At 59.4% G+C, this 16,093-nt stretch carries 15 protein-coding genes; 6 read left to right on the plus strand and 9 right to left on the minus strand.

The window, feature by feature from the left end:
- The first annotated feature begins 49 nt into the window (after positions 1-49).
- Positions 50-1,432 (plus strand): NorM family multidrug efflux MATE transporter, encoded by a 1,383-nt coding sequence (locus tag ACWKV9_RS05865; RefSeq protein ID WP_483835137.1) that lies wholly within the window; start codon positions 50-52, stop codon positions 1,430-1,432.
- 653 nt (positions 1,433-2,085) lie between these two features.
- On the opposite strand, the gene ACWKV9_RS05870 is transcribed toward ACWKV9_RS05865, so the two are convergent.
- The gene (locus ACWKV9_RS05870; protein ID WP_483835138.1) at positions 2,086-3,756 is read right to left on the minus strand and encodes a putative bifunctional diguanylate cyclase/phosphodiesterase; all 1,671 of its coding nucleotides are present in this window, start codon (positions 3,754-3,756) and stop codon (positions 2,086-2,088) included.
- A 200-nt stretch (positions 3,757-3,956) separates the two neighbouring features.
- On the opposite strand from ACWKV9_RS05870, the gene rep reads away from it, so the two are divergent.
- From rep to ACWKV9_RS05890, 4 genes are all read left to right on the plus strand, one after another.
- Positions 3,957-5,966 carry a DNA helicase Rep gene (gene rep / locus ACWKV9_RS05875; protein WP_483835139.1) on the plus strand — a complete coding sequence of 670 codons (2,010 nt, stop codon included), beginning with the start codon at positions 3,957-3,959 and terminating at the stop codon, positions 5,964-5,966.
- A 48-nt stretch (positions 5,967-6,014) separates the two neighbouring features.
- Positions 6,015-6,587 carry a xanthine phosphoribosyltransferase gene (locus ACWKV9_RS05880; protein WP_483835140.1) on the plus strand — a complete coding sequence of 191 codons (573 nt, stop codon included), beginning with the start codon at positions 6,015-6,017 and terminating at the stop codon, positions 6,585-6,587.
- Between the two features lie 143 nt (positions 6,588-6,730).
- Positions 6,731-7,615, plus strand: a complete 885-nt coding sequence (locus ACWKV9_RS05885; protein WP_483835141.1) for an MBL fold metallo-hydrolase — start codon at positions 6,731-6,733, stop codon at positions 7,613-7,615.
- An 11-nt stretch (positions 7,616-7,626) separates the two neighbouring features.
- Positions 7,627-8,442 carry a sulfite exporter TauE/SafE family protein gene (locus ACWKV9_RS05890; RefSeq protein ID WP_483835142.1) on the plus strand — a complete coding sequence of 272 codons (816 nt, stop codon included), beginning with the start codon at positions 7,627-7,629 and terminating at the stop codon, positions 8,440-8,442.
- A 95-nt stretch (positions 8,443-8,537) separates the two neighbouring features.
- On the opposite strand, the gene ACWKV9_RS05895 is transcribed toward ACWKV9_RS05890, so the two are convergent.
- The 7 genes from ACWKV9_RS05895 to dadA all read right to left on the minus strand — a co-directional run bounded on the left by ACWKV9_RS05895 (position 8,538) and on the right by dadA (position 14,982).
- Complete coding sequence (locus tag ACWKV9_RS05895) at positions 8,538-10,460, minus strand: acetyl-CoA hydrolase/transferase C-terminal domain-containing protein (protein ID WP_483835143.1); 1,923 nt, start codon at positions 10,458-10,460, stop codon at positions 8,538-8,540.
- A gap of 42 nt (positions 10,461-10,502) precedes the next feature.
- Positions 10,503-10,802 carry a DUF2845 domain-containing protein gene (locus tag ACWKV9_RS05900; protein ID WP_483835144.1) on the minus strand — a complete coding sequence of 100 codons (300 nt, stop codon included), beginning with the start codon at positions 10,800-10,802 and terminating at the stop codon, positions 10,503-10,505.
- 14 nt (positions 10,803-10,816) lie between these two features.
- Positions 10,817-11,236 (minus strand): c-type cytochrome, encoded by a 420-nt coding sequence (locus ACWKV9_RS05905; RefSeq protein ID WP_483835145.1) that lies wholly within the window; start codon positions 11,234-11,236, stop codon positions 10,817-10,819.
- A gap of 181 nt (positions 11,237-11,417) precedes the next feature.
- A complete protein-coding gene (locus ACWKV9_RS05910) occupies positions 11,418-11,966 on the minus strand; it encodes a cupin domain-containing protein (RefSeq protein ID WP_483835146.1) in 549 nt (182 codons plus the stop codon).
- Between the two features lie 166 nt (positions 11,967-12,132).
- Positions 12,133-13,206, minus strand: coding sequence for an alanine racemase (gene alr, locus ACWKV9_RS05915; RefSeq protein ID WP_483835147.1), 1,074 nt, complete (start codon positions 13,204-13,206; stop codon positions 12,133-12,135).
- Positions 13,207-13,355: 149 nt separating this feature from the next.
- The gene (locus ACWKV9_RS05920; RefSeq protein ID WP_483835148.1) at positions 13,356-13,709 is read right to left on the minus strand and encodes a RidA family protein; all 354 of its coding nucleotides are present in this window, start codon (positions 13,707-13,709) and stop codon (positions 13,356-13,358) included.
- Positions 13,681-14,982: a D-amino acid dehydrogenase gene (gene dadA / locus ACWKV9_RS05925; protein ID WP_483835149.1), complete on the minus strand. Its 1,302-nt coding sequence runs from the start codon at positions 14,980-14,982 to the stop codon at positions 13,681-13,683. Before dadA ends, ACWKV9_RS05920 begins: the two co-directional genes overlap by 29 nt.
- A gap of 154 nt (positions 14,983-15,136) precedes the next feature.
- On the opposite strand from dadA, the gene ACWKV9_RS05930 reads away from it, so the two are divergent.
- On the plus strand, positions 15,137-15,625 hold the full coding sequence (locus tag ACWKV9_RS05930; RefSeq protein WP_483835150.1) for an Lrp/AsnC ligand binding domain-containing protein: 489 nt from the start codon (positions 15,137-15,139) through the stop codon (positions 15,623-15,625).
- 106 nt (positions 15,626-15,731) lie between these two features.
- Here the strand turns inward: ACWKV9_RS05930 and ACWKV9_RS05935 are convergent, their stop codons facing one another.
- The gene (locus tag ACWKV9_RS05935; protein WP_483835151.1) at positions 15,732-16,085 is read right to left on the minus strand and encodes a YkgJ family cysteine cluster protein; all 354 of its coding nucleotides are present in this window, start codon (positions 16,083-16,085) and stop codon (positions 15,732-15,734) included.
- Positions 16,086-16,093 lie beyond the last annotated feature (8 nt).

Raw genomic sequence — 16,093 nt, forward strand, 5'->3', positions numbered from 1 at the left:
CACCAGAATGTGCGGCTCTTAGATGCCCGCAAATCCGAGCGCCACAATCATGCATCAGCACGCCTTTAAAGAACTCTGGATCATCCTGCGTCTGGCCGGACCGCTGATTGCGTCCCAAATGGCGCACATGCTGATGGTGTTCACCGACACCGTGATGATGGGCCAACTGGGCCCGGAAGCCCTGGCGGGCGGCGGTCTGGGCGCGGCCAGTTACAACTTCATTTCTTTCTTTTGCGTGGGCGTAATGGCAGCAGTCGGCACACTGGTTGCCATTCGCCATGGCGCCAACGACGCCGCAGGCGCCACTAAGCTTGCTCAAGCAGGGCTGTGGCTGGCGTGGGGCATGGCGCTGATCGCGGCGCTGATCCTGTGGAATCTTGAGCCAATCCTGCTCAAATTCGGCCAGGTCGAAGCCAACGTGCACATGGCAACTCAGTTTCTGATCACCCTGCCTCTCGCCCTCCCCGGCCTGCTGACTTTCATGGCTCTGCGCGGCTTCACCAGTGCACTGGGCCGCGCCGGTCCTGTCATGGCCATCAGCCTGGGAGGTGCAGCCGCAAACTTCGCCCTCAATTACGCTTTCATTCATGGCCTGTTTGGCTTGCCCCACTGGGGGCTGATGGGGATCGGTCTGGTGACGGCTATTGTCACCAACGCCATGGCGATCATCCTGGCTCTGCACATTCGCTACCACCGTGCGTATGCGGCGTATCCGATCCACGTCGGCTTGATGAACCTATCGCGCACGTGTCTGAAAGAGCTCTGGCGCCTGGGTTTGCCGATCGGCGGAACGTACGCGGTAGAAGTGGGCCTGTTCACCTTCGCAGCGTTCTGCATGGGCGCCATGGGCAGCGCGCAAATGGCCGCGCACCAGATCTCGCTGCAGTCGGTGTCGATGGCGTTCATGATTCCGGTGGGCATTTCCTACGCGGTGACCATGCGCATCGGCTTGCATTACGGGGCAGGTAATTTGCTCCTGGCGCGTACGGCCGGGCGCATGGGCATTGCCTTTGGCGGTCTGGTGATGCTGGCGTTTGCATTTCTGTTCTGGCTCGCGCCCCATGCGGTCATCGGCCTGTTTCTGGACATTCATAACCCGCAGTATCAGGACACCGTCGAGTTGGCGGTCAAGCTACTGGCGATCGCGGCCTGGTTTGAGTTGCTCGATGGCACGCAGACGATTGCGATGGGTGCGATTCGCGGCTTCAAGGATGCCAAAACCACTTTCTTGATCGGTTTTGCGAGCTACTGGATCGTCGGCGCGCCCGCCGCCTGGGGGTTTGGCTTCATCGCCAATCAAGGCGCGGTCGGCGTCTGGTGGGGGCTTGCGCTGGGGTTGCTGTGTTCAGCGATTGCGCTCACCTACGCGTTCGAGCGCAAGGCCGGTCAGTTGTTGCGCAAAGAGGCGTCGGGTGTCGCGGTGATGGGCTAGACCGAGAGGTCAGTTGTAGGAGCGCGCTTGCCCGCGATTGCATTTTGCCCGTAGCACCGTCGCCAACTGATGCAACGCAAATCCTGTGGGAGTCGGTTGATCCATCAGATCGCCACAACGGCGCTTCTGCCCGGAGGGCGTGGGAGTCCGGCTTGCCGACGATGGGTTGCGTAGCGGCCCCCTTCATAAACTCGGCTCAACCTGACACACCGCATCCACCGACTTTGCTGCCGGTGCCCGGCAGATCGCCTGCAAGCAGGGCTCCTACGGGCTTCGCCCAGAATCAAGGGCGCTCGCGAACAAGTTCGCTCCTACAGGGTTTGCGCAGCTTTCGCGAGCGCTTCAACAGGGTCTGTTCCGCTTGCGGGTTTTGATCGTGTGAGGGTTTCGCGATTTGCTTCTGCCCGGAGGGCGTGGAAGTCCGGCTTGCCGACGATGGGTTGCGTAGCGGCCCCCCTTCATAAACTCGGCTCAAGCTGACACACCGCATCCACCGACTTTGCTGCCGGTGCCCGGCAGATCGCCTGCAAGCAGGGCTCCTACGGGCTTCGCCCAGAATCAAGAGCGCTCGCGAACAAGTTCGCTCCTACAGGGTTTGCGCCGCTTGCGGGTTTTGATCGTGTGAGGATTTGCGCCGCTTTCGCGATTCGCTTCTACAGGACCTGCGTGCCGTTTGCCCTGCCTTGGCCGTACATCAAATACCCCATCAACTCAGGCAGCGCCAGCGGGTGGCTGATCAGGTAGCCCTGTACCTGATCGCACTTGAAGCTGCGCAACAGCGCCAGTTGCTCCGGGGTTTCGACACCTTCGGCGACGACTTCCAGGTTGAGGTTGTGCGCCAGGTTGATCATCGCGTGGACCAGCTTGCGGTTTTCTTCGCGCTGTTCCATCTCACCGACAAAGCTTTTATCGATCTTGAGCAGTGTGATGGGCAGGCTGTTGAGGTGCACGAAGGATGAAAATCCGGTGCCGAAATCATCCAGCGAGAATCTGATGCCCAGACGGCCCAGCGCATCCATGGTCTGCTTTACCAGATCGCTGCGACGCATCACTGCAGTTTCCGTCAGCTCAAACTCCAGCCATTGCGCATCGATGCCACGATCAGCGATCAAGCGGCTGAGCGTCGCCAACAACTGGTTGTCCTGAAACTGCCGAAACGACAGATTGATCGCCATATGCAGCGGCGGGATGCCTTGCTCGCGCAGGGTCTGCATGTCGCGCAGGGCGCGGGAGATGACCCAGTAACCCAGCGGCACAATGAGGCCGCTTTGCTCGGCGAGCGGCACGAACTCGCTGGGAGGAAGCAAACCACGTTCGGCATGTCGCCAACGCACCAGTGCTTCCAGACCGAGAATCTTGCCGCTGTTCAGACACAAACGTGGCTGGTAATGCAGCTCCAGCTCGTCACGGCGCAACGCCCGGCGCAGCTCGCTTTCAAGGTCCGCCAGACTGCGCGCGTTGCGATTGATTCGTTCGTTGAAGACGTGAAAAGTGCAACCTTGGGTGCCTTTGGCCTGCTGCATGGCGATGTGGGCGTGCCACATCAGCGGATCGGCGCCGTTCTGTGCGCGGGCGTGGGCAATCCCGAGACTGCAACCAATCAACAAGCTTTCGCCATCAACCCAATAGGGTTCCGACAGCGCCTCGGTGATGCGCTCGGCCATCCACTCGGCCCGGTTTGGCGCGCGGCGAGTGTCAATCAACAGCGCAAATTCGTCGCTACCCAAGCGAGCCAGCTGATCGCCGGCTTCCAGCTGGCCCTTCAAGCGCGCAACCACTTGCAGGATCAGCCGATCACCCGCCTGATGCCCCAACGCGTCATTGGCGCGACGGAAGTTATCCAGATCCAGATGCCCCAGTGCCAGCCCACGACCGTCGTACTCAGCTAATCGCGCGGCGAGCAAGGTCTGAAAGCCCTGCCGATTGGCGATACCGGTCAGAGGGTCCTGCTCGGCCAGACGCTGAAGGGTGTTCTCCAACAACCCGCGCTCGCGCACATGACGCAGGCATCGGCGAAGGCTGTGGGTGTCGAGGGAATCACGCACCAGCCAGTCAGCGACGCCGCTTGGCTCGTCGTCAGGCTCCGCATCCAGCAGCAGCACCACAGGCAATTTGCACCGGCCGCCTGGCGGCTGAAGTTTGGGGGTGGTGAAGATGACGGTGTTGTGCGGGATGGCAAAAGGATCGCCGACAGCTTCCCAACCCGATACGCAGACCAGGACAGTAGTTTCTCCCAACGGAGCCAGGCACTCGCGTAACAGCGCTGACCATTCTGGCGTATCGGCCAGTAGCAGCAAACGCAAGGTTTCGACAGGCGTAGACAAGCTAACTCCCCACACAAACAAAGGACGTTGGCTCCCCTCAATCGAGGGTCGTCAACCGCGGGAATTCTCCGCGTGATGCGCAAATGTAACAAAACGGCGAAATATAGATAGCGCGGTGCATCACAGGTCAGACGGTCGCTGCACAAACCGTCCAGCCTGTTAAAATGCCCGCCCATTTCGCCAGCGACTCCCTTTTCGTCATGTCCCGACTCAATCCCCGGCAACAAGAAGCCGTGAACTACGTCGGCGGCCCTCTTTTGGTGCTCGCCGGTGCGGGTTCCGGCAAGACCAGCGTTATCACGCGCAAGATCGCCCATCTGGTGCAGAACTGCGGCATTCGTGCGCAATACATCGTCGCCATGACCTTTACCAATAAGGCCGCGCGGGAAATGAAAGAGCGGGTCGGCACCTTGCTCAAAGGCGGCGAAGGTCGGGGGCTGACCGTATCGACGTTCCACAACCTGGGCCTGAACATCATCCGCAAGGAACATGTACGGCTTGGCTACAAACCGGGCTTTTCGATCTTTGACGAGACTGACGTCAAAGCGCTGATGACCGACATCATGCAGAAGGAATATTCGGGCGACGACGGCGTCGACGAGATCAAGAACATGATCGGCTCGTGGAAAAACGATCTGATCCTGCCGCCCGAAGCGCTCGCCAACTCGCGCAACCCCAAAGAACAGACCGCCGCCATCGTCTACACCCACTACCAGCGCACGCTCAAGGCGTACAACGCAGTGGATTTCGACGACCTGATCCTGCTGCCGGTAAAGCTGTTCGAAGACAATCCCGACATTCTCGAAAAGTGGCAGAACAAAGTTCGCTACTTGCTGGTGGACGAGTATCAGGACACCAACGCCAGCCAGTATCTGATGGTGAAACTGCTGATCGGCACGCGCTGCCAGTTCACTGTCGTGGGCGACGACGATCAGTCGATCTACGCCTGGCGTGGCGCGCGGCCGGAAAACCTGATGCTGCTCAAGGACGATTATCCGTCGCTGAAAGTGGTGATGCTGGAGCAGAACTACCGTTCCACCAGCCGGATTTTGCGCTGCGCCAACGTACTGATCTCCAATAATCCCCATGCGTTCGAAAAACAGCTGTGGAGCGAGATGGGCCATGGCGACGAGATCCGCGTGATCCGTTGCCGCAACGAAGACGCCGAAGCTGAACGCGTGGCCGTCGAAATCCTCAGCCTGCACCTGCGCACCGATCGGCCATACAGCGATTTCGCGATTTTGTATCGCGGGAACTACCAGGCCAAGCTGATCGAGCTGAAGCTGCAGCACCATCAAGTGCCGTATCGTTTGTCTGGCGGTAACAGCTTCTTCGGACGTCAGGAAGTCAAAGACCTGATGGCCTACTTCCGCCTGCTGGTCAATCCGGATGACGACAACGCGTTCTTGCGCGTGATTAACGTGCCACGCCGGGAAATCGGCTCCACGACTTTGGAAAAGCTGGGCAACTACGCCACTGAACGCAAAGTTTCGATGTACGCCGCCACCGACGAAATCGGCCTGGGTGAGCATCTGGACGGCCGCTTCACAGACCGCCTTAAACGCTTCAAGCACTGGATGGACGGCGTGCGCCAGCAGTGCGCGCAAAATGACCCGATTGCCGCCCTGCGCAGCATGGTCATGGACATCGATTACGAAAACTGGATTCGTCAAAACAGCTCCAGCGACAAGGCTGCCGACTACCGCATGGGCAACGTGTGGTTTTTGATCGAGGCGCTGAAAAACACGCTGGAGAAAGACGAAGAAGGCGGCATGACCATCGAAGAGGCCATCGGCAAGCTGGTCCTGCGCGACATGCTTGAGCGTCAGCAAGAGGAAGAAGACGGCGCTGAAGGCGTGCAGATGATGACGTTGCACGCGTCAAAGGGCCTGGAATTCCCCTACGTATTCATCATGGGGATGGAGGAAGAAATCCTCCCCCACCGCTCCAGTATCGAGGCCGACACCATTGAGGAAGAACGGCGCTTGGCGTACGTGGGCATCACCCGCGCGCGGCAAACGCTGGCGTTCACCTTCGCGGCCAAGCGTAAGCAATACGGCGAGATCATCGACTGCTCGCCGAGCCGTTTTCTCGATGAACTGCCCCCGGACGATCTCGCCTGGGAAGGCAACGACGACACACCGACAGAAGTGAAGGCCGTTCGCGGCAATACGGCATTGGCGGACATCCGCGCCATGCTCAAGCGCTAGGCTTCATCTAATAATGCACCCGCGCATTTGCGCGCCGAGGACCCCGACGTGGAAGCACTGCACAAGAAAATTCGCGAAGAAGGCATCGTCCTGTCTGATCAGGTATTAAAGGTCGACGCGTTCCTCAACCATCAGATCGACCCGGTGCTGATGCAGCAGATCGGCGACGAATTTGCTCGATTGTTCGCAGATTCGGGCGTGACCAAGATTGTCACCATCGAAGCTTCCGGCATCGCCCCGGCGGTGATGACCGGCCTGAAACTGGGCGTGCCAGTGATTTTCGCGCGCAAACATCAATCGCTGACGCTGACTGAAAACCTGCTGTCGGCCACGGTGTATTCGTTCACCAAGCAGGTCGAAAGCACCGTCGCGATCTCCCCGCGCCATCTGACCAGCAGCGACCGTGTGCTGGTTATCGATGATTTCCTGGCCAACGGCAAAGCATCACAAGCCTTGATCTCGATCATCAAACAGGCGGGCGCGACCGTGGCAGGCCTTGGCATCGTGATCGAGAAGTCGTTTCAGGGCGGCCGCGCCGAGCTGGATGCTCAGGGTTACCACGTAGAGTCGCTGGCGCGAGTGAAGTCGCTAAAAGATGGCGTCGTCACGTTCGTCGAGTAAGCATGCGCAACTGTAGGAGCGCGATTGCCCGCGACGACGGTGTAAGGTTTGACGCATCTGTGGCGGCCGAATGCCGCCTTCGCGGGCAAGCGCGCTCCTACAGAACCATGCGCTCCAGGCGTTTTAATTTTCGGAGAGCAGCAATGATCATTGGCCAAACCATGAGCGTCGAGGCTTTCTTCGACGAGCAGACGTCGACCATCAGCTATCTGGTCATCGACCGCTCCACCCTCAAAGCGGCGTTGATCGACAGCGTGCTGGATTACGACCCCAAGTCCGGGCACACCAGCACTATGTCCGCCGACCGCCTGATCGCCAAAGTCCATGAGCTGGGCGTGTCGGTGGAATGGATTCTGGAAACCCACGTCCACGCCGATCACGTTTCCGCAGCGGCTTATTTGAAAGAGAAGCTGGGCGGTACTGTCGCCATCGGCAATCAGATCACTCGCGTACAGAAGGTCTTCGGCACGCTGTTCAATGCCCAGGGTGATTTCGCTCGGGACGGCAGTCAGTTCGACCAGTTGCTCGAAGACGATGCACATTTCCAGATCGGCTCGTTGCAAGCACGCGCCATGCATACACCCGGACACACCCCGGCCTGCATGACCTACCTCATCCAGGCCGGTGGCGAAACGGTTGCCTTCGTTGGCGATACCTTGTTCATGCCCGACTACGGCACGGCACGCTGCGATTTCCCCGGCGCCAGCGCCCGCACCCTTTTTCGCTCGATTGGCAAAATCCTAAGCCTGCCGCCTCAAACGCGCCTGTTTATGTGCCACGACTACCTGCCCAACGGTCGGGAGTTGATGTACATGACGACGGTGGCCGAGCAACGTGCCAGCAACATCCATATTCACGAAGGGATCGACGAAGACGCATTCGTCGAGATGCGCGAAAAACGCGATGCCACGCTGGGCATGCCGCTGCTGATCTTGCCGTCGGTGCAGATCAACATGCGCGGCGGCCATCTGCCGGAGCCTGAAGATAACGGCGTGCGCTACCTGAAGATCCCGATCAATGCCCTGTAAGCATCTTTCCTTTGAATGAACATGGTTTGCTGGCCGCAGGCCTAGGGACAATCGTCGGTGCGATTCTGGCACTGACCGGCGCGGGGGGTGGGATTCTCGCCGTGCCTCTGTTGGTGTTCGTACTGGGTCTGACTATGGTCGAAGCCGCGCCGGTGGGCTTGCTGGCCGTAGGTTTGGCAGCATGGATCGGCGCGTTACTGGGCTTGCGACAGGGCATCGTGCGTTATCGCGCCGCCGGGTTTATTGCCGCTATCGGCATTGTCATGACGCCGTTGGGTCTATGGCTCGCTCATCAATTGCCCAATCGCCCGCTGTCGCTGGGCTTCGCTTTGGTGCTGGTGTATGCCTGCGCACGCATCTACCGCAAAGCCGCTCATCACCTGCAGCACGGACAACCGGCCGACCGTGCGGCGTTTCTGCCCTGCGTGCTGAATCCGCGCGTGGGCCGATTGCGCTGGACCCTGCCCTGCGCCCGCTCCCTGGCGATCACCGGAATGGTTGCCGGATTATTGTCCGGCCTGCTCGGCGTGGGCGGCGGCTTCGTCATCATCCCCGCACTGACGCGCTTTACCGATCTGAACATGAAGAGCATCGTCGCCACATCGCTGGCCGTCATCGCGCTGGTTTCCACCGGCAGTGTGGTGACAGCGACGGTCAGCGGAGCGATGCATTGGGCGGTCGCCGTGCCTTTTGCGATGGGAGCGGTGGTGGGATTGATCGCGGGCTTACAGGCGGCCAGGTTCATTGCCGGCCCGAGATTGCAGCAGGTGTTTGCGGTGGCCGGATTTATCGCCGCAGGTTTATTGGCGTACAAAGCCATCGCCTGACGGCTCGATCCTGTAGGAGCCAACTTGTTGGCGAGTCATTTATTCGGTGCGTCAGGTATACCGCCTCGCGAACAAGTTCGCTCCTACAGGGTTCGTCACGAAGTTGCCTGCAAACCCGCCAGCAACAACCGCTGATACAACTCCTCGCGCAGTCCCTGGGGCTGATCCAGCCTCATGCGTGCCAAGTGTTCAGGGAATGTTTCCGGCTCCGGCGCCTCCAGCGTCGCCTTGCCCAGCTCAATGATGTCCCGCAGCTTGAACTTGCTCTTGAGCCAGTTCAGGGCCCGCAACAGATCCCGTTCTTCAGACGTGAAATCACTGCCCAGCGGGTATTCGGTGAACAACCCGCCGTATTGATCCCGAATCGCCTGCAAGCGCTCAGGCGTGTTCTGCGTGAATAAAGGGTCCAGGCGAAAGCCTTTGGCCAGCTTGCCGGCCTTCTGCGCCTGATCGATCAAGCCCGACTGAAAGCGCGAATCGCTGATATTGAGCAGCGCCTCTATCACGGCGGAGTCAGTCTTGCCGCGCAAATCGGCAATGCCGTACTCAGTGATCACGATGTCCCTCAGATGCCGAGGAATAGTGGTGTGGGCATAATCCCAGACGATGTTGGAGCTCACGTCCCCGCCCGACTCCCGCCAGCTGCGCAGGATCAGAATCGAGCGGGCATCTTCCAGGGCGTGCGCCTGTGCGACAAAGTTGTACTGCCCGCCCACGCCGCTGACCACGCGCCCGTCCGCCAACTGATCGGAAACCGCCGCGCCCATGAGGGTGACCGTAAACGCGCTGTTGATGAACCGCGCATCGCGCCGTTGCAGACGCTTGAGCTGTTCATCGCCATATAGCTCGTTGATATAGCTGATAGCGGTCATGTTGATCTGCGCCAATTGCTCGGTCGAAAACTCCCGAAGTCGCTCGTAGAAGCTACGCGGCCCGAGGAAAAATCCGCCATGCACCAAAATGCCATCTGCCTGCGCGGCTTCATCCAGCAGACCGCTGTTGGCCCGAGTCTGTTGCTCGATGGTCGGGTAAACCTTGCGCCGGATGATCCCTGCGTCAAGCAGCACCAGCAGGCCATTGACGAACATCTCGCTGCAGCCATAAAGCCCGGATGCAAACGGCATCACCCCGCCTTCGCGCTCGATCAAGGGCCTCCAGGTAGAGATGCCGTCCAGCTCCGACAAGCATGCGCGATAGGTTTCGTTATCGGCCTGGCGCGCCAGCAAAGCTGCCGTCAGTGCGTCCCCCATGGAGCCGATTCCGATTTGCAGCGTTCCGCCATCTCGGACCAACGTGCTGGCGTAGAGGCCGATGAAATGGTCTTGGGTCCCGACCGGCATGTTGGGCGTGGAAAACAACGTGCTGCGCTCTTCGTAATCGATCAACAGGTCGAAGGTATCGGCGTCGACCTCGGCATCGCCCGGCATGTAGGGCAAGTTGGCATGAACCTGCGCCAGCGTCAGAATCGTCTCCCCCGCCGCCCTGCGCTTCTCGATCATTGGCAGCAGATCGAGAGTGACATCGGGGTTGCAGCTCAGGCTCAGGCTGTCAGGGCGCTGCGGATCGCGCGCCACCAACTGCGCAATGAGATTCACGCCATTGCCATTGATGTCCCGCGCGGCATGGCTGTAGTTACTGCTGACGTAGCTCTGCTGGGCAGATTCGCTGTTGAGTAGGCTGCCCGGCTGCATGAAAAACTGTTCGACGTGGACGTTTGGAGGGAGGTTGTCAGCGCGCAGGTCGCTCAGGAAATCCAGCTCCGGATAATCACCGAATACACGCTCCAGAAACGGCTCTAGAAAGCGGCCCTGTAAACCGTCCCCAGCAGGCGGACGGCCCAAGCACAGCGCGGTGTAGATCGTCAGTTGCCGGTCTGGCAGGGTTTTGATCCGCGCATACAGCGCGTTGGCGAAGCGGTTGGGTTTGCCCAATCCCAGCGGCATGCCCATCCGAATGTGGCTTGGCAGCGATGCCAGAACGTAGTCGACAGCTTGCTCGATCGAGCAGGAATGCGGCATCCGGCCTCTCCTGGCTTGTTGTTGGATGAAGCTTGGACCCGCTTAGTCTCTGCGCGTTTCGATGGAGACGAGCTTATCGTCGATGAATCGCAAGTGCTGATAGGCACCACTTCGCGGGCCATAAACCCAATGACTGACTCTGGCGGAGTCTCGATAAGGGACGCCATTGGCCCGCAGCGCCGGACCTTCGCTGGTCTGGGTGTCCGGCGCTCCACACTTTTGCAGGACGGTCTGTGCTGAATCGCCGTTGCTGATCAATGCCGTCCCGCAACGCATGGTGGCGCTAGCCTCCAAAGCCAGCGTCAGCAACAGCAACGGCCACCAACGGGTGATTCTGGGCATAGGCGTTGGCCGCCTTACAGGCCGGACATTTTCTTGATGGCACCTTTGAGCTCATCGTCTGAACAGTCGGCGCATGTGCCTTTGGGCGGCATCGAGTTGATGCCTGTGATCGCTTTGGCGAGGATGCCGTCCAGACCACCCTGGTGGTCGGCGCGCTCTTTCCAGGCGGCGGTGTCACCGATTTTCGGCGCACCCAGAAGGCCCGAGCCGTGGCATGCGTTGCAGTGCTTGGCGATGATATCGTCGGGGGTTTTCGCAGCGCCGCCGCCCGCTGATGCAGTGACTTCCATGCCCGGACATTCCTTGCCCTGAACACAGACCTGCCCCACCGGCTCAAGCCGTTTGGCGATGTCGTCGTTGGTGGCAGCCTGGGCAGTCAACGCCCACAAAGCCAGGAAACCCGCTACAGCCCAATTCTTATTGGTTTGGTTCACGCTCTCACCCTCATGGTGGCTATCACACGCCCGCGGCCACGGTATACGCAGGCCGCGAAAGTATAGCGGGTAGCCTGATGGTCTGAAACTTCCCTCTAAATTGCAGGGGTATTAGCGTTTCGACCTGCGTCTCAGGCGAGTCCTTCGTTGGCCTTGGGTTCAGGCCAATGGGGTTTGCCGGTCAAAAATTGGCCGGCGTCGCTGCGCTGATGAGTCGCGCCGGGACGTCAAACGGATTACGGAATCGATGCGGTCGGGTGCTTTCAAAATAGTAGCTGTCGCCAGCCTCAAGCACATAAGTATCGAGCCCGACCACCAGCTCAAGACGGCCTTCGACCAGGATGCCGGTTTCCTCGCCCTCATGGACGAGCATTACATCGCCGGTATCTGCGCCGGGTGGATAGACCTCGGTCAAGAACGCGATGGCACGGCTGGGATGGGATTTGCCCACGAGCTTCATGGTCACCGCGCCGTCCGAGATATCGATCAACTCGCTGGCTTTGTAGACCACTTGGGTAGGGTTTTCGGGCGCAAGCTCTTCAGAAAAGAACTCCACCATGGACATCGGTATGCCGCCGAGCACTTTTCGCAGGGAACTGATCGAGGGGCTGACGCTGTTTTTCTCGATCATGGAAATAGTGCTGTTGGTCACGCCCGCTCGCTTGGCGAGCTCACGCTGGGACAGGCCTTTGAGTTTACGAATGGATTGCAGTCGTTCACCGACGTCCAATGCGGCAGTCCTCCTGATGATCAAGTTTGGTCAAGTGGCAGTGGCCGCCATGATGGCAACAGCGTTCAGTATTTACAACACTTGAGCCCGTTGCCCGATCAGCAAGGAGACTGGCGGCCAGAGATGACCGCTCGGACGTTGACGAAGGTAGGTGCAGACGGAGCCGTCAGGCCTCGGAATAGAGCCGTGGCACGCGACGCAGGTTGCAAAAGATCTGATACGGGATGGTGCCAGCGCTTGCTGCGACGTCACTGGCCAATACGTTTTTGCCCCACAACTCGACGCGACTGCCCAGCCCCGCGTGAGGCACATCGGTGAGATCGACACAGAGCATGTCCATCGATACACGCCCGACCAATCGGCTGCGTTGGCCGTCGATCAGCACCGGAGTGCCGGTCGGCGCCTGACGCGGATATCCATCGGCATAACCCATGGCGACCACGCCAATGCGCATCGGCCGGTCCGTCAGGAACGTCCCGCCATAGCCCACCGGCTCTCCCGCTGGCAGTTCGCGCACGGAAATGACTTTCGATTCCAGAGTCATTACCGGCTGCAGCCGATCGGCGATGGCCTGGGGCTGATCAAAGGGCGTGGCGCCGTATATCATGATCCCCGGACGCACCCAATCGCTCGGAATAGTGGGCCAGCCCATCGTGCCTGGCGAGTTGCGCAGGCTGATTTCAGCGTTCAGGCCCTGACGTGCGGCCTCAAAGACTGCCACTTGTTCGTCGCTTCGCTTGCTGTCCAGTTCGTCTGCGCGAGCGAAGTGGCTCATCAATACGATCTTCGCCACTTTGCCGCTGGCGAGCAGACGCTGATAAGCCGGCTGATAATCAGCTGGATGCAGGCCCACGCGGTGCATGCCCGAATCCAATTTAAGCCAGATATTCAGCGGTTTACCGACCGTAGATTTCTCGATCGCTTCGAGCTGCCACAACCCATGCACCACAATCCAGAAATCATGCTCAGCGATCAGCGCCAGCTCATCGGCCTCGAAAAAGCCTTCGAGCAGCAGGATCGGCGCCTTGATACCGGCCTGGCGCAGCTCCAGCGCCTCTTCGATGCAGGCCACGGCAAAACCATCCGCCTGGGCTTCAAGTGCCTGGGCTACGCGCACGGCACCGTGGCCATAGGCATCGGCCTTGATCACCGCAAGCGCTTTGGCGCCGGTGGTCTCGCGGGCGAGTTGGTAGTTGTGGCGCAAGGCCTGGAGATCGATGAGGGCGCGGGCTGGACGCATGGCGGGCAAATTCTGATCGTGAGGGGTTAATCGAAACCTGTGGGAGCGGACCTGTCCGCGAATACTTCGGTCCATCCGAAACAAAATTGTCGGATGTCATATCGCATTCGCGGACAGGTCCGCTCCCACAGGGTGATGGTATGTGGGGCCTACGGCAAAGCCGCAACCACGGTCATTTCAACCAGAATCTCTGGCTCGCACAGCTTGGATTCAACAGTCGCGCGCGCCGGAGCCAGACCCTTATTCAGCCATTTGTCCCACACGCTGTTCATCCCGGCGAAATCCGCGTCGATGTCTTTCAGGTAAATCGTCACCGACAGGATGCGGCTTTTGTCAGTTCCGGCAAGATCCAGCAGACGCTCAATGTTATTCAGCGTCTCGCGGGTCTGCTGCTCGATGCCCGCAGCCATGTCGTCACCTACTTGGCCGGCAAGGTAAACGGTGCCGTTGTGAACGACGATCTGGCTCAGTCGCTCATTGGTGAGCTGGCGCTGGATTGACATTTTTTGCGATCTCCTTGGTACTGCCGTAACGAGAAATATCAAGGCCTTCGGCGCTGATTTGAGGCTTTTTGCGGGCGATCAGGTCAGCCAGCAAACGGCCCGAACCGCAGGCCATGGTCCAACCCAGCGTGCCGTGACCGGTATTGAGGAACAGGTTGCGATAAGGCGTAGCACCGACAATCGGCGTGCCGTCCGGCGTGGTCGGACGCAGACCGGTCCAGAAATCGGCCTTGGCCAGATCGCCGCCCTGAGGATAGAGGTCGTTGACGATCATCTCCAGCGTTTCGCGGCGGCGCGGGTTGAGCGACAGGTCGAACCCGGCAATCTCGGCCATGCCGCCGACACGAATGCGGTTGTCGAAACGGGTGATCGCGACTTTGTAGGTCTCGTCCAGGATGGTCGAAGTCGGCGCCATGGCGGCATTGGTGATCGGCACAGTCAACGAATAGCCCTTGAGCGGGTAGACCGGCGCTTTGATACCCAGTGGCTTGAGCAATTGCGGCGAGTAGCTGCCGAGGGCCAGAACGTAGCAGTCGGCGGTTTCGAGCTTGCCGTTGATCCACACGCCATTGATGCGGTCGCCCGCAAAGTCGATGGATTCGATGGACTGTCCGAAACGGAATTCGACGCCCAGATCGGCCGCCATTTGCGCAAGACGCGTGGTGAACAGCTGACAGTCGCCGGTCTGGTCGTTGGGCAGACGCAAAGCGCCGGCGAGGATATTGCTGACACTGGCCAGTGCCGGTTCGACCCGGGCGATGCCTTCGCGGTCGAGCAATTCGTAGGGCACGCCCGCTTGTTCAAGGACAGAAATGTCTTTGGCGGCGTTGTCGAGTTGTGCCTGGGTGCGGAACAGCTGGGTGGTTCCAAGCCTGCGCCCTTCATAGGCGATCCCGGTTTCAGCACGCAACTCATCAAGGCAGTCACGGCTATATTCAGATAACCGAACCATGCGCTCTTTGTTCACGGCATAGCGACTGGCCGTGCAGTTGCGCAGCATTTGCGCCATCCAAAGGTATTGATCGATGTCGGCTGTCGCCTTGATCGCCAACGGCGCGTGCCGTTCAAGCAGCCATTTGATGGCCTTGAGCGGTACGCCCGGCGCGGCCCAAGGAGATGCATATCCCGGGGAGACCTGACCTGCGTTGGCAAAACTGGTTTCCATCGCAGCGGCCGGCTGACGGTCGACAACAGTCACTTCGAAGCCTTCACGCGCCAGATAATAAGCACTGGTTGTACCGATTACGCCACTTCCAAGGACCAAGACGCGCATGTTGACTACCTCATCGCGGATATCCGCTGACGTTTTGAAGTTTTAAGCAAGGATGTGGGCAGTATAAAAAGCAATCAGCAGTGCCTTTCACTATATAAGCGCCTATATTCGGCTTTAAATCTCGGCAACAACGTCTTTCGCAGAGGGGCATACCATGCGCACACAGCATCAGTCCAAGCGCGAACTGGACAAGATCGATCGCAACATCCTGCGCATCCTGCAAAGCGACGGCAGAATCTCCTTCACGGAGCTTGGAGAACGCGTGGGTTTGTCGACCACGCCATGCACAGAGCGGGTCCGCAGACTGGAACGCGAAGGCATCATCATGGGCTACAACGCCCGGCTCAATCCGCAGAGCCTCAAGGCTAGCCTGTTGGTGTTCGTCGAGATCAGTCTGGATTACAAATCAGGGGATACTTTCGAGGAATTCCGCCGGGCGGTGCTCAAATTGCCCCATGTGCTGGAATGTCATCTGGTGTCGGGAGATTTCGACTACCTGGTCAAGGCGCGTATTTCCGAGATGGCGTCTTATCGCAAACTGCTGGGCGACATCCTGCTCAAGCTGCCCCACGTGCGAGAGTCCAAGAGCTATATCGTGATGGAAGAGGTGAAAGAGAGCCTGAATTTGCCGATTGCGGAGTGAGCTTCAGACTGTAGGAGCGCGCTTGCCCGCGATTGAGGTGTGTCAGCCGCTTCATTTGTTTCTGACTGAACGCATTCGCGGGCAAGCGCGCTCCTACAGCCCAGTGCTAAACCAGCACTTGGCGCGTCGTCGCGATGTACTCATGCACTTGCGCTTCAACCCGCGGGTGAATCAACACTTCGGGCCGTCTGCCATTGGGGCACGGCAATGTTTTGGTCGTGCCAAACAGGCGACAGATCAGCGGCCGTTCGTCATACACCGTGCAGCCATTGGGCCCCAGATGCACACAGTTAAGCTCGTTCATTGCGGCCTCCTGCTCGGCCACTGTCTTGCGCGGCAAGCGGGCCATTTCTTCGGATGAAGTCGTCACGGGACCACAGCAATCGTGGCAACCGGGCACGCATTCAAAAGACGGAATCTGCCGGCGCAAGTCGCGAATTTTCTGGCTGTTGCAGCTCATGACGTCAG

The organism is Pseudomonas corni (assembly GCF_057128765.1).

Bases quoted from the DNA above. Each gene is read 5' to 3' on its own strand.
- ACWKV9_RS05935 (WP_483835151.1), bottom strand. From the start codon at position 16,085: ATGAGCTGCAACAGCCAGAAAATTCGCGACTTGCGCCGGCAGATTCCG.
- ACWKV9_RS05920 (WP_483835148.1), bottom strand. From the start codon at position 13,709: ATGTCAATCCAGCGCCAGCTCACCAATGAGCGACTGAGCCAGATCGTC.
- alr (WP_483835147.1), bottom strand. From the start codon at position 13,206: ATGCGTCCAGCCCGCGCCCTCATCGATCTCCAGGCCTTGCGCCACAAC.
- ACWKV9_RS05900 (WP_483835144.1), bottom strand. From the start codon at position 10,802: ATGCCCAGAATCACCCGTTGGTGGCCGTTGCTGTTGCTGACGCTGGCT.
- ACWKV9_RS05885 (WP_483835141.1), top strand. From the start codon at position 6,731: ATGATCATTGGCCAAACCATGAGCGTCGAGGCTTTCTTCGACGAGCAG.
- dadA (WP_483835149.1), bottom strand. From the start codon at position 14,982: ATGCGCGTCTTGGTCCTTGGAAGTGGCGTAATCGGTACAACCAGTGCT.
- ACWKV9_RS05895 (WP_483835143.1), bottom strand. From the start codon at position 10,460: ATGCCGCATTCCTGCTCGATCGAGCAAGCTGTCGACTACGTTCTGGCA.
- ACWKV9_RS05930 (WP_483835150.1), top strand. From the start codon at position 15,137: ATGCGCACACAGCATCAGTCCAAGCGCGAACTGGACAAGATCGATCGC.
- rep (WP_483835139.1), top strand. From the start codon at position 3,957: ATGTCCCGACTCAATCCCCGGCAACAAGAAGCCGTGAACTACGTCGGC.
- ACWKV9_RS05865 (WP_483835137.1), top strand. From the start codon at position 50: ATGCATCAGCACGCCTTTAAAGAACTCTGGATCATCCTGCGTCTGGCC.